General features: G+C 66.5%; 12 protein-coding genes. 8 read left to right on the plus strand and 4 right to left on the minus strand.

Going from position 1 to position 13,056, the window contains the following annotated elements; all coding sequences use genetic code 11:
- The first annotated feature begins 69 nt into the window (after nt 1-69).
- Both ACSC1S_RS03335 and ACSC1S_RS03340 read left to right on the plus strand, forming a co-directional pair.
- Nucleotides 70-807: an esterase/lipase family protein gene (locus tag ACSC1S_RS03335; RefSeq protein ID WP_435317445.1), complete on the plus strand. Its 738-nt coding sequence runs from the start codon at nt 70-72 to the stop codon at nt 805-807.
- A gap of 39 nt (nt 808-846) precedes the next feature.
- Nucleotides 847-1,311 carry an MGMT family protein gene (locus tag ACSC1S_RS03340; RefSeq protein ID WP_435317446.1) on the plus strand — a complete coding sequence of 155 codons (465 nt, stop codon included), beginning with the start codon at nt 847-849 and terminating at the stop codon, nt 1,309-1,311.
- A 7-nt stretch (nt 1,312-1,318) separates the two neighbouring features.
- Here the strand turns inward: ACSC1S_RS03340 and ACSC1S_RS03345 are convergent, their stop codons facing one another.
- Together ACSC1S_RS03345 and lonB are read right to left on the minus strand one after the other, a co-directional pair.
- Nucleotides 1,319-2,173 carry a CPBP family intramembrane glutamic endopeptidase gene (locus ACSC1S_RS03345; protein ID WP_435363154.1) on the minus strand — a complete coding sequence of 285 codons (855 nt, stop codon included), beginning with the start codon at nt 2,171-2,173 and terminating at the stop codon, nt 1,319-1,321.
- Nucleotides 2,174-4,288 (minus strand): ATP-dependent protease LonB, encoded by a 2,115-nt coding sequence (gene lonB, locus ACSC1S_RS03350; RefSeq protein WP_435363155.1) that lies wholly within the window; start codon nt 4,286-4,288, stop codon nt 2,174-2,176.
- A 167-nt stretch (nt 4,289-4,455) separates the two neighbouring features.
- Here lonB and ACSC1S_RS03355 point away from each other — a divergent pair, with 167 nt between their 5' ends.
- From ACSC1S_RS03355 to ACSC1S_RS03365, 3 genes are read left to right on the plus strand one after another with little or no spacing between them, the layout of a single operon-like run.
- Nucleotides 4,456-4,977 carry a nicotinamide-nucleotide adenylyltransferase gene (locus tag ACSC1S_RS03355; RefSeq protein ID WP_435363156.1) on the plus strand — a complete coding sequence of 174 codons (522 nt, stop codon included), beginning with the start codon at nt 4,456-4,458 and terminating at the stop codon, nt 4,975-4,977.
- On the plus strand, nt 4,974-5,762 hold the full coding sequence (locus ACSC1S_RS03360) for an SAM hydrolase/SAM-dependent halogenase family protein (RefSeq protein WP_435363157.1): 789 nt from the start codon (nt 4,974-4,976) through the stop codon (nt 5,760-5,762). The genes ACSC1S_RS03355 and ACSC1S_RS03360 overlap by 4 nt, the downstream gene beginning before the upstream one ends.
- 1 nt (nt 5,763) lies before the next feature.
- Nucleotides 5,764-6,372, plus strand: coding sequence for a trimeric intracellular cation channel family protein (locus ACSC1S_RS03365; protein WP_435317449.1), 609 nt, complete (start codon nt 5,764-5,766; stop codon nt 6,370-6,372).
- Nucleotides 6,373-6,574: 202 nt separating this feature from the next.
- Here ACSC1S_RS03365 and ACSC1S_RS03370 read toward each other — a convergent pair whose 3' ends face one another.
- A complete protein-coding gene (locus tag ACSC1S_RS03370) occupies nt 6,575-7,939 on the minus strand; it encodes a sensor histidine kinase (protein ID WP_435363158.1) in 1,365 nt (454 codons plus the stop codon).
- A 330-nt stretch (nt 7,940-8,269) separates the two neighbouring features.
- Here ACSC1S_RS03370 and ACSC1S_RS03375 point away from each other — a divergent pair, with 330 nt between their 5' ends.
- Both ACSC1S_RS03375 and ACSC1S_RS03380 read left to right on the plus strand, forming a co-directional pair.
- Nucleotides 8,270-8,920 carry a ribonuclease HI family protein gene (locus ACSC1S_RS03375; protein ID WP_435363159.1) on the plus strand — a complete coding sequence of 217 codons (651 nt, stop codon included), beginning with the start codon at nt 8,270-8,272 and terminating at the stop codon, nt 8,918-8,920.
- Between the two features lie 144 nt (nt 8,921-9,064).
- Nucleotides 9,065-10,399 (plus strand): APC family permease, encoded by a 1,335-nt coding sequence (locus ACSC1S_RS03380; protein ID WP_435363160.1) that lies wholly within the window; start codon nt 9,065-9,067, stop codon nt 10,397-10,399.
- Between the two features lie 58 nt (nt 10,400-10,457).
- On the opposite strand, the gene thsA is transcribed toward ACSC1S_RS03380, so the two are convergent.
- A complete protein-coding gene (gene thsA / locus ACSC1S_RS03385; protein WP_435364581.1) occupies nt 10,458-12,002 on the minus strand; it encodes a thermosome subunit alpha in 1,545 nt (514 codons plus the stop codon).
- Nucleotides 12,003-12,226: 224 nt separating this feature from the next.
- Between thsA and ACSC1S_RS03390 the strand changes: the two genes are divergently transcribed.
- Complete coding sequence (locus tag ACSC1S_RS03390) at nt 12,227-13,054, plus strand: amidohydrolase family protein (protein WP_435363161.1); 828 nt, start codon at nt 12,227-12,229, stop codon at nt 13,052-13,054.
- The last annotated feature ends 2 nt before the right edge of the window (nt 13,055-13,056 follow it).

Here is a 13,056-nt window from a genome sequence, read left to right on the forward strand (position 1 = left end):
GAAACATTTTTGCACAATAATACAGTTTAAAAGTTTAAGTTATTTCCATCGGTATCTGGTAGGTGTCGCATGTCAACAGCCACCACGACTCCAGCGACACGACGAATCGCTTCCGTAACCCTCGCCCTCGTGCTGCTTATCGGCGCGGTCGGGCCGGCAGCCGCGACCGCCGATTCCGGCCCGGACAACGACCCGGTCCTGTTCGTCCACGGGTTCTTCGACACCCACGACACGCCCTGGTGGGACCTTGCCGAGCATCGCCTCGTCGAGCGCGGCTACGACCCCGGGAACGTCCACGTCCTCGACCTCGGCTCCATCCCCGGGACGACCGTCCACTCGCCAGAGGACTACGCGCAGGTCGTCTGTGACCGCGTGCAGGAGATCGCCGCCGAGACGGGGAGCGAGGTCGACATCGTCGCCCACTCGATGGGTGGTCTCGACTCCCGGTACTGCGTCGAGAAGCTCGGCGGGAACGTCCACGTCGACGACCTCATCACCCTCGGGACGCCGCACCAGGGGACCTACGCCGCCTACCTCGCGTACCTCACCCCCGGCGGCTACGACATGGTCCCCGGCAGCGACTTCCTCACCGACCTGAACGACGGCACCCTCGCGAAGGGTGTCGAGTACACCGCCATCTGGAGCGACAGCGACGAGATAATCAACCCGGACGAGTACGCCAAGCTCCCCGCCGGCTCCATGGACTCGGTCGCCGAGGCCCGGAACATCAACCGACACTGGGAACTTCACCTCCAGCTCGCCTGGGACGAGGACGTCTTCGAGGTCTGGTACCAGTACCTGGACTGACGAGGAACCTTCAAGTCGGTCTCGCCCGACTATTCGCGTATGGACGACGCGGGCATCTACGCGAGGCACTACCCCTTTCTCGAACGATACGTGCAACTCGGCGTCGCGAGCGGGCGGGTTATCTCGGTCTCGTTCCCCGAAGAGCCCGACGACGGCGCGGGGGAGGACCACCCACTACTCGACCGTATCCAGACCTACTTCGATGGGGTCCAGAAGGTGAACTTCGACGACGTGACGGTCGCACTCACGCTCCCGACCGACCAGCGCGAGGTCCTTGAAACCTTACGCGAGAACGTCCCGTACGGTGAGCAACTGGACGTGAAACAGCTCGCCCGCATGACGCCCGGGCTCGACGCCGAGGACGAGGACGATCTCATCCTCGTGCGGACCGCCCTCGACGCCAATCCCGCGCCCTTGCTCATCCCGTGTCACCGCGTCCGGGACGGCCCGAGCGCCGCCCCGCCGGAGGTCGAACAGCGCCTGCGCTCGGTCGAAGAACTCTGATTCTCGCTCAGTAGCCCCACTCCACGCCCAGTCCCTCGTGGACCACGAACTCCAGCGCGTTCACCAGATAGTGCGCCACCACCACGGCCAGCAGGCTGCCCGTGAGGATGAACGCCGCCGCAAGCACGAACCCCAGGGTTCCCGTGATGGCGACGCCCGCCGGCCCCTGCACGCCGTGACCGACGGCGAACGCCAGCGACGAGACGACGGCCAGTAGCCACGGCGAGACGCCGAAGCCAACCGCGAGCGCGCCGACGAGGACCGCCCGGAACATGAACTCCTCGAACACCGCGACCAGCGGGAGGACGCCGACGAGCAGGACGACCCAGCCCTTCGGCGTGTCGGGGGCGAGCAGCGCCCGCAGCTCCTCGCCGGTCTCGATGCCGAACCGGGCCGACACCGACGAGCCGACCTGGTTCGCCGCGTAGAGCGCGATGCCGAGCCCGATGCCGGCTACCAGTGGGACCGGCCCGAAGTGGATTCCCGCGAGTCCGAGCGCGGCCGGTGGAACGTTCGCCAGCACCGCCGCCCCGACGAGAATCGCGAGAAACAGCCCCTGCGTGAGTGCGACGTTCGCCAGCAGCAAGCCGGTCGAGAGCTCGTGCCGTGCCTGGTCGGGCGCGTTCTCGGCCAGCCACTGGTCCTGGCGCTCGGTCGCCCAGCCGTCGCCCTGCTCGGCGACCCACTCCTCGTACAGTCCCTCGTGCTCGGCGAACTGCTCGCGAGCGTGGGCATCGAGTTCCTCGGCCGTGGGGAGTGCAGGGTCCGAGGTCGTCACTGTCGAACTCGTGGCGTGCGCAAGAAAGAGCAAGAACCCACAGACGACCACCGCGACGGATGCGAAGGCCGCCCAGTTCGGCATCTACTGCGGGCTCGGAGACCCGCCGCTTCGACCGACGTTGTGTTCGAGCGCCGAGCCCGTGATGGACTTCAGGCGGTCGACAAGCGAGTCCTTCTCGGTCTCGCCGACGAGGGCCACCTCGAGGACCTCGCTGATGTGGCTGACCGGGATGATCTCGATCTGCTCTTTGTACTCGTCTTCGATCATCACGTCCTGCTCGTTCGCCTTCGGGATGATGACCCGGTCGAGACCGGCCTTCGCCGCGGCCTCGATCTTGTGGGTCACCCCACCGACGGGGAGCACGTCGCCACGGACCGACAGCGAGCCGGTCATCGCCATCGACTGGTCGACGGGCACGTCTTCGAGCGCCGAGATGACCGCGGCCGCGACCGTGATGGACGCGGAGTCACCGTCGACACCCTGCTGGCCCGCCTGGACGAACTGGATGTGGATGTCCTTCTCCGAGATGTCCTCGTCGGAGAACTTCTTGATGATGGCGGAGACGTTCTGCACTGCCTCCTCGGCCATCTCCTGGAGCTTCCCGGTCGCGATGACCTTACCCTGGCCCTGTGCCGGGACGACCTCGGCCATGACGGGGAGGACGATACCGGAGTCCTCGCCCATGACCGCGAGGCCGTTGACACGGCCGACGACGTCCCCGGAGGAGACGGTCAGCTCGTAGTCCTTGCGGCGCTCGATGTAGTCGTCGGCCAGCTGCTGCTCGATGGAGCGGCTGCGGCGCTTGGCGCGGAGCACGTCCTCGCGGTCCGTGTTCTCCTTGTCCTCGGCGCGGGCGATGTCACCGGAGACACGCACCAGGCCACCGAGGTTACGCAGTTCGAGGGTCAGGTGCCCCTTGCGGCCCGCGCGGCGGCGGGCTTCGAGGATGATCTCCTCGACGGCGTCGCGGGTGAACGACGGGAGGCGGCCGTCCTTGGCGACCTCCTGTGCCACGAAGCGCGCGTACTTGCGGCGCATCTCGGGCGTGTCCTCGATGGTGTCGTCCATGTAGACCTCGTACCCGTAGCCCTTGATACGGCTGCGGAGTGCGGGGTGCATGTTCTCCATCGCGTCGAGGTTCCCCGCGGCGACCATGATGAAGTCACAGGGGACGGGCTCGGTCTGGACCATCGCACCCGAGGAGCGCTCGGACTGGCCCGTGATGGAGAACTCGCCCTCCTGGATGGCGGTCATCAGCTTCTGCTGGGACCGGATGTCGAGGGTGTTGATCTCGTCGATGAACAGCACGCCCTTGTTCGCCTTGTGGATGGCACCGGGCTCGACGCGGTCGTGGCTCGGCGTCTCCATCCCACCGGACTGGAACGGGTCGTGGCGGACGTCGCCCAGCAGCGCACCGGCGTGCGCGCCCGTCGCGTCCTCGAACGGTGCGGTCTGCTGTTCCGCGTTGTTCACGATGAGGTTCGGAATCATCGAGTCGCTCGAGCGACCGGAGTAGCGGAACGCGAGGTAGACGACACCGGCTGCGAGGATACCCAGCAGCAGGTTGCGGGTGACGACCGCGTACACGAGGACGACGGCCATGATGATGAGCATCAGGAACGAGCGCATCTGGTTGCGCTTTCGGGCCTCGTCTTTGTACGCCTCGATAATCTGGTCGCCCTTGCCCGCGGGAACAGTTCGGACCTTCGGCTCGTTGCCGTCGTCCGGGTTGTGGTAGACGAGGATGTCCTGCAGGTCCTCCTTCGGGAGGAGTTGCGACATCGCCTTCGCCAGCATCGACTTCCCGGTGCCCGGGGAGCCGATCATCATCACGTGCCGGCGCTGCTTGGCAGCTTTCTTGACGATGTCACGGGCCTCGTCCTGGCCGATGACCTGGTCGACGAGGCGCTCTGGCACCTCAATCTCTTCGGTGCTGTCGATCTGGAGGCCACCGAGGAGGTCGTCCTCGGCGACATCTTCGTCGATGTCGGCACCGATGTCGACTTCCACGTCGCTACCCAGTCGTTCGATGGAATCACCGTCCTCGGAGGGGGAATCGTCGGGGACGACGGGGTCCGGATGCTCGTCCTTCGGGACGCCCGGCATTTCCGTCTCGCCCGACTCGGAATCCCCGTCAGTCTCGGTCTCCTCGACCGTCTCCGGGATTCCGTCGGTGGTGTCACTGTCGTTGCTCATAGAATCGGGTTACTACCTGAATCGAAGGCTCAGGGACTGATATACTTTCTCCCCTCGTACCTCTGTACCACACGACCGGATTCGTGGGATACAAGGCTCCTACAGCCCGTGAACGGCACCCACCCGATGCCGCCATCCTTATAAATGACACGGTCGACCAATTGAGTATGACCCGCGGATTCTACATCGGGCGGTTCCAGCCGTACCACAACGGCCACCACAGCATGGTGAAGACCATCGCGGAGGAGGTCGACGAACTCGTGCTTGGTATCGGGAGCGCGGGGGACTCCCACAGCACCCACGACCCGTTCACGGCGGGCGAGCGCATCATGATGCTCACGAAGTCGCTCCAGGAGTTCGACCTGACGACGTACTCGGTCCCTATCGAGGACTTAGACCGCAACTCGGTGTGGGTGAGCCACGTCCAGTCGATGTCGCCGTCGTTCGACGTGGCGTACTCGAACAACCCGCTCGTCATCCGGCTGTTCGAGGAGGCCGGCATCGAGGTGCGCCAGTCGCCGATGTTCAACCGCGACGTGCTGGAGGGCACCGAGGTCCGCGAACGGATGATCCAGGGCAAGGACTGGGAGAGCCTCATCCCGGACCCGGCCGTCGAGGTCATCCGCGAGATAGACGGCATCGGCCGCCTCCAGCAGGTGGCCGCGAGCGACTCCAACGGCGGGGAATGATAACGCTCGCCTCCGACTTCGGGTCGCCCTACCCCGCCGCCATGACGGGCGTCATCTGTGCCCGGTCCGACGCCCGCATCGAGGACATCGCCCACGACTTCCCCCGACACGACGTTCGTGCGACTGCGTTCTGGCTCCGCGAGCTTCTCCCCTATTTTCCGCCGGCAGTCCACTGTGTCGTCGTCGACCCCGGCGTCGGCACCGACCGCGACGCCATCGTGCTTCGCGTCGGTGACCACGCCCTCGTCGCGCCCGACAACGGGGTGGTCCTACCTGTCGCCCGCGAACTGGCTGGACTCGCGCCCGGCGACCCCCTCGAACGCGAGGACGTGACGGCCTTCGTCATCGACGACGCCGAGGCCGACAGCACCACGTTCCACGGCCGCGACGTGTTCGCCCCGGCCGCCGCCGCACTCCACGAGGCAGGTGTCGCGAACGCAGAGAGCCTCGACCGACTCACGCCGACCGATTCTGTGAATCTCGTCGACTGCATGCTCCCCGAGGCCGACGTGGAAAACGGCCGCGCCGAGGGTGAGGTCCTCGTCGTGGACGACTTCGGGAACGCCATCACGAACGTCCCGGGCGAGTTCCTCGCGGGTGCGAGCGCAGTGACGGTAAACGGGGACCGCACACCCGTCGGCGAGACCTTCGCCGCGGTCCCCGAGGGTGACCCACTCGTCACCGTCGGCAGCCACGGTCTCGTGGAGTGCGACGTGAACCAGGGCCGCGGCGACGAGGCGTTCGGGCTCGCAGTCCGAGACGCGGTCGTCCTGGAGCGGTGCTGAGATGTTGACGCCGTTCGCCGCGATGAACGCCCTCGGCACCATCGCGTTCGGGGCCGCCGGCGCGTCCAAGGGCGTCGAGAAGGACCTCGACTACCTCGGGGTGTCGGTCCTCGGGGTCGTCACGGCCCTCGGCGGCGGTATCACCCGTGACCTGCTCGTGGGTAAGGTCCCCGGCGCGCTCCTGTCGGAACTGGACATGACCCTGGCACTGGCAGGTGTCGGCGTCGCCATCGTCCTCACGCACCTCGAAGCAGGCGACATCGCGGACTCGCCGCTGCTCACGATTCCCGACGCCATCGGGTTAGCTGCATTCGCCGGGACCGGGGCCATCGTCGGCTACCAGGCCGGGCTCTCGCCCTTCGGCGTCGTCATCACGGCGACGCTCACGGGAACTGGCGGCGGCGCGATTCGGGACCTGCTGGCACAAGAGGTCCCGAGCATCCTCCACGAGGACTTCTACGCGACCTGCGCGCTGGCCGGCGGGGCCGCCTTCTGGGTCGTTCGAGAACTGGGCGGGCCGCAGGTGTGGGCCACGGCTGCGAGTGTCGGACTCGCGCTGGGGCTGCGGCTTGCGGCGATGCGATACGACTGGTCGCTGCCGAACCCGTGAGTGGTCTGATTCGCCGTCGTTTCGACGGATACGCTGGTCGACCGAGGGCGCGAGTGAATCGACGATGCGCCTGCCAGCATCGTGTGAACTTCGCAGTCTCGTGTTGAATACACCGCAGGTATCGGGCCTCGAACGTCCCTCTGACGGACACCGACACGCCCCATCACCGAGAGTCCGGTGCTTCTCCGGAGGAGCGTTCGCGCTACGAGTCCGCCGCGAACTCGACGCCCGTTATCTGGACTCGAGCACCACCGCTCGCCTCCGATCCTATCGAAATCTCCCACCCGTGTGCGTCGGCGATCGCCCGGACGATCGAGAGCCCGAATCCAGTCCCATCCTCACGGCCCGAATACCCGAACTCGAACACCTGTTCGGGGTCGACCTCGGCGAACCCGGGACCATCGTCCTCGATGTAGAACCCTGCACCGTCCGGGAGTGGCCCCACCCGAACAGTGACGTCGCTCCCACCGTGCTCGACACTGTTGCGCAGCACGTTCTCGAACAGCTGGAGCAATCGGTCTCTGTCTGCGAGTATCGTCGGCACCGGTTCGTACACACACTCGGCGGTCTCTGGAACCGTACCTTCCCGTGCCCGCTCGAACACCGCTCCGACGTCGGTCGGTTGCGTCGTCTCGACCAGCCGGCCCTGATGGGCGACGGTGAGCAGGTCGTCGACGAGTCTCTCCGCCCGCTTGAGCGCTTCCTCGGCGGCGTCGAGGTGTTCGTCCTCGGCCGTCTCCCGGTACAGATACAACCGGCCGTCGATGACCGCCAGCGGCGACCGCAGGTCGTGTGTCACGGTGCTGGTGAACTCCTCCAGCCGCTCGTTCTGTCGTTCGAGTCGCTTGCGCTGCCGTTCGAGTTTTCGCTCGCGGCGCTTCTGGTCGGTGATGTCCTGAACGACACCGAGCGCACGGTGCGGTTCACCCACATCGTCGTCGAACATCCGCCCGCGGGCGGCGATCCACCGCTGCTGACCGTCCTCCCGGACGATCGGACACTCGAACGTCCACAGTCCCGTCCGGAGGCTCTCCTCGAAGCTCCGCTCGATGCGGTCGCGATGCGCCGGGACGACGTGGTCGAGGAATCGCTCGAAGCTCCAGTCGTCGGGCGGTCCGTCGTAGCCGAATATCTCGTCGTGTCGAGCCGTACGGACGGGCGAGTCGAGCGTCTGTAGGTCGAGTTCCCAGATACCGATTCCCCCGATTTCGGTCGCGAGGTGGAGCCGTTCCTCGGACGCTTGCAGTGCCTGCTCGGTCGTCTCGCTGTCCGCACGGGAGCTCGTCGCTGACGTGTTGGTAGACTCGACGGTATCACCAGTCCCGCGTGGCGTCTGCCGGTGGGACGTCGGAGTGTCGACGGGTCGCCACCACACACGTCCGTGAGCGCCGACCTCCTTCGTTTCTAGAAATCTCTCGCCGACGAGGGTTTCGAGGTGCTCGGAGACGGCCCGGTTGGAACAGTCGAATTTCGCGGCTACTTCCGATGTGGTCAGTGGAGTCCCGGGCGGGCCGAAGCCTTCAACCACCGCTCTAACTGCCGTGAGTGATGGTGCGGCAGATGGCATGAGTAACATACGACACTAGAGAGCATATAGCGTGCGCCCGGAGAAGGGAACGTACGTCGGAGTCTTAACAGGCCCATCCTCCTCACCTGCGCCGCCAGCTGCTGAATGCACTCTCTGTATGCAGCAGGCAGTTCCTCACCCGGTCGGCAGATCGAGAATCCTCGCCCACTCCAGTACCGGCTGGAAGTCGTCCGATGCGCACATACCACCTGAAGGGATTATCCCGCTCGCCCACCGAGTGGCACCTATGCAGTGGTGTGTCCGGCCACCGAGAGCAGCCGGGGGCGAGAGTGGAAGCACCCGCGACCGAAGCCGGAGGGGGAGAGTGGCGTGACCGACGACCCCCTCCCGGTCGAACACCTCTCGCCGCTCGCCACGCTCGTCGACGAGGTACTCGCGGGCGTCGGCTACGATGTGACGGCCGCCATCGATGCCATCGACGACGCGGTCCCCGGATACGGTGGTCTCTTCGACCCCGCGACCACCCGGACCGAGCTCCGACGCGCACTCGACGACCTGCTGGCGTCGGGGGTCACACGGCCACCCGTCCCCGAGCCACCGGACGACAGCTTCGTCCTCTACGTCGACGGGAGTTCACGCGGCAATCCCGGCCCCGCGGGTGCGGGCGCTGTCATCATGGACGCGTCGGAGAACGAACTCGCCCGGCTCGGCCGACCCGTCGGCTCCCGTTCGGGGAACAACACCGCCGAGTACGTCGCCCTCCAGCTCGGGCTCTCCGAACTGCTGACCCGGTACGAGCCACGTAATCTCGAGGTGCGTATCGATTCGATGACCGTCATCCGGGACGTCTGGGGCGGCGACGACCCGACGGAACCGGGTGTCGAGCGGTACAGCGAGGCCATCGCGGCGGCACTGTCGCGCATCCCGGAGCACCGGTACACGCATCTTGCCGACAGCGACCCGAACCCTGCTGACGCGCTCGCGACAGTGGGTGCGGACATCGCGGCGCTTGGACCGTGATGGTGGTGGCACGGAGCGATACCTGAACCGACCGTTTCCCTAGCTGGAAGGGGACAGCCCACGGCTCTATCCGTGGGAGGACTCCGACAGTCCCACGTATCTTGGCCGCCGTCTCACGTGGCTGGCGGGTCCATCTCTCCGTGTATGTCAGAGGAGAGTCTCGGCTTCACCGGAGCCACGGCTATCGGCCTCGGGGGGATGATCGGCGGCGGCGTGTTCGCGGTGCTCGGCGTCGTCGCGAGCATCGCGGGCGCGGCCGCCTGGCTGGCTTTCCTCGCGGCCAGCCTGGTGTCGATGTGTGCCGCCTACGCCTACCTGAAACTGAACCGCATCAACGACCGCAACGGCGGGTCCGTGACCCAGCTCGAGACCTACCTCGACGACACGGACTACGCCGGGATGGTCGGCTGGACCCTGCTGCTGGGATACGTCGGTTCCATCGCGATGTACGCCTACGCCTTCGGCGGGTTCGGTGTCAAGCTGCTCCCGTCGCTCGGACTCGGCGAGAGCGTGCTCCATCCGCTGCTGTCCGTGCTCGCGGTCGCGTTCTTCGTCGGGCTGAACGTCCTCGGGGCGCGGGCGACCGGGAGTTCGGAGAAGGTGCTGGTCACGCTCAAGGTCGTCATCCTGCTCGGCATCGGCCTCTGGGGGCTGTACTACGGGAGCACGAAGAACGCCCTCCAGTTCGGCTTCTCGAACGTCGCGACCACCGGGTTCGTCACCGCGGTTGCCGTCTCGTTCGTCTCCTTCCAGGGCTGGCAACTGCTGCTGTACGACCAGGAGCGCATCGAGAACGTCGAAAAGAACCTCCCGAGGGCGGTGTCCGTCTCCATCGTCGGCGCGATACTCGTCGACTGCATCGTCGCCGTCCTCGTGACCAGTCTCGTGAAGACGAGCGTCATCCAGGCCCATCCGGAGATCGCGGTCGCCCGCGCGGTCGAACCGTTCCTCGGCCAGCTCGGGTTCACCTTCGTCGCGGTCGCCGCGCTCTTCTCGACGGGGAGCGCCATCAACGGGACGCTGTTCTCGGCGGCGCATTTCACCAAGGGGATGCTCGACGACGGGCTCGCCCCGGACCAGCTCGGTGACGCCGACGCTTCTGGTGCGCCGACCCGGACCGTCCTCGTCCTGGGCGCGGCAGCCGCCGCCTTCGCCGCTTACGGGAGCCTGAACGCCATCACCTCCTTCGGGTCGCTGGCGTTCGTCGTCGTCTTCGGGACGGTCTGTGCGCTCGCGCTCACGGAGCGCGACCACGAGGAGATGAACCCGCTCCCACCGGCAGCGGGCTTCCTCGGCTGCCTGGCCGCGTTCCCGCTCATCCTCTATCACCTCTGGGTGGCCGAGCGCGGGACGTTCGTCACCGTGGTCGTCCTGGCGGTCGCGGTCGTCTCCATCGAGGTGCTCTACTTCAAGCGAGAGACGCTGCTCGCGGAGGCGGACGCCGTCGCGGACCGCGTGGAATCGGCGGTCGAGAACTGACCCGGATGGCGGTCGCTCGAAGCTGCAGAAACGAGGGATAGAATCGAGGTCCGAGAGCTTACTTCGCGGCGATGATGTCGTCGATGCGGATGATCATCGTCGCGGCCTCGGTAGCGGATTCGACGGCCTCGCGCTTCACGTCGGCGGGGTCGATGACGCCGTACTTCAGCGGGTCGTCGATGCGACCCGACTCGCCTTCGCTGATGACGCCCATCACGTCACCGCCCTCGTAGGCGGCACGCAGCGAAACGAGTGCGTCGATGGAGTCCATGCCGGTGTTCTCCGCGAGGGTGCGCGGGAGGGTGTCGACTGCGTCGGCGAACGCCTCGACGGCGAGTTGCTTGCGCCCCTCGATGCCGGCCGCACCCTGGCGGACCGCGTCGGAGATGGCGATCTCGGTCGCGCCTGCACCGGGGACGACCTCCTCGGACTCGGCCGCGAGCGCGACCACGTCGAGGGCGTCCGTGAGGGCGCGTTCGAGCTCGTCGACGACGTGCTCGGTGCCGCCGCGGACGAAGACGGTCACGGACTTCGCGGCCGCACCGCCCTCGATGAACGCGAGTTCGTCCTCGCCGAAGCCCTCGACGCGGATGGCGTCGGCGTGGCCGAAGTCCTCGCTGTCGAGGTCCTCGAGCGAGCCGAGGCGCTTGGCACCGACTGCGCGGGCGATGGCCCGGGCGTCCTTGTTCGAGAGCTTCTCGAACGCGAGGATGCCCTCGTTCGAGAGGTAGGATGCGACGCGCCTGTCGATGTCGTCGGTGGTGAACACGACGTCGACCTTCGAGTCGGCGATGGTCTTCGCGAGACCGCGGAGTTCGCCCTCTTCGGCCTCCATCACGGCGTTGAGCTGTTCGATGGAGTCGATGCGGTACTCGGCGTCGACGTCGGTCTTGCGAACCTCGAGGTCCATGTCGAGGACGAGGATGTTGGCGTCCTCGACCGTGCGGGGCATGCCGTCGTGGGCGGGCTCCTTGTCGAGGATGATACCCTCGACGAGTTCGGTCGCGTTCGAGGACGCGCCGACCTTCGTGTGAATGCGCACGTCGTCACGCTCGACGTCGGTGCCGTCCTGGACGTGGCGGATGGCCTCGACGACGGTCTCGGCGAGCTGGTCGGCGGTCAGGCCGCCGGTGCCCTTGCCGGTCATGCTGGACTCGGCGACCTGGTGGAGGGTCTCCTCGTCCATGCTGACGTCGAGGACCATCTCGTCGATGGCCTCGAGGGCGATACGGGATGCCTCACGGTAGCCCTCGACGATGGTCGTCGGGTGTACGTCGCTCTCGAGCAGGTCCTCGGCCTTCGCGAGGAGTTGCCCGGCGAGAACGGCCGCGGTGGTGGTGCCGTCACCGACCTCGTCCTCCTGGGACTGGGCGACCTCGACGATCATCTGTGCGGCGGGGTGCTCGATGTCCATCTCCTTCAGGATGGTCGCGCCGTCGTTCGTGATGACGACCGTGCCCGATGTGTCGACGAGCATCTTGTCCATGCCGCGGGGGCCGAGGGTGGTCCGTACCGCTTCGGCGACCGCTTTACCGGCCATGATGTTGGACGACTGGGCGTCGCGGCCGTGTGTTCGTCGGGTGTCCTCTGCAAGGATGAACATCGGCTGACCGCCCATGCTACGCTGTGCGAAAGATTGTTGGGGCATGATGGGAAACCTCGTATCAGTATTGTTTGCGAGCCTATATATAGATTTCTTGGCTACGGGTTCGCTTGGCTGCGTTTCTCACGCTTCCGGCTGAAAGACATAATCGAACTGTGAATACCGGCGAGGGGAGCCACCCGGCCGGTACCAAGAAATAGCAGCACCCGAATGAATCAGCATAGATGCTGGAGTTGGAACACCGGTTCCGAGTCGTCGACGTCCACGCCCAACTCACCAGCGACGAGCTCTCGTCGACCCGCGGCCGCGCGATCTCGCCCGAAAAGCTCGAACGGGAGATGCAACAGGCAGGGGTCGTCCGGTCGGTCGTGTTCCCCGAGGCCCAGCCCGACGACGGTGACTACATCACGCAGAACAACACCGTCGCCCGGCTGAGCGTCGACCGGCCGTTCATCGCGTTCGCCCGCATCAACGGGCAGCGAGACCCCGGGGCGAGTGCGACGGCACGACTCCGGAACCTCACGACGTCGCGGCAACCGTGGCACACCTCGCCCGCGGACGTGGAACAGTACGCCTACGACGACCGGTTCAACGGGTTCGTCCTCGACGCGCCGAACGACGGGCTGCCCGACGAACACGTCCTCGAAGAACTCGCCGCGGTCGGTCTCCCCGTCCTGGTCCGGGCCGGCCACGGCTTCGGCCCCGATGCCGTCGCCGAGACGGTCCTCGGGCGCGGGTTCCCGGTCGTCATCGCCCATCTCGGCGGCTACCCGCTCGACCGCGACATGATGGACCGCACGATAGACCTGCTCGACCGCTACGACGAGACCTACGTCGACACCTCGTTCGTCCGGTTCCGCGACCAGCTCGAACGCGCCCTGCTGGAGCATCCCGACCGGGTGCTGTTCGGGAGCGGCGCGCCCTGGACGCACCCGAACGTCGGCGTGATGGAACTGCTGACGCTCGACGTCTCGGAGGACAAGATGCGCAAGGCGTTCTCGAACAACGCGTGTCGGGTCATCGAGGCGCTTCGCCCCACGGCCGAAGCCTGACC

Origin of the sequence: Haloarchaeobius pelagicus, assembly GCF_051207375.1 — an archaeon.
Lineage (GTDB): Archaea > Halobacteriota > Halobacteria > Halobacteriales > Natrialbaceae > Haloarchaeobius.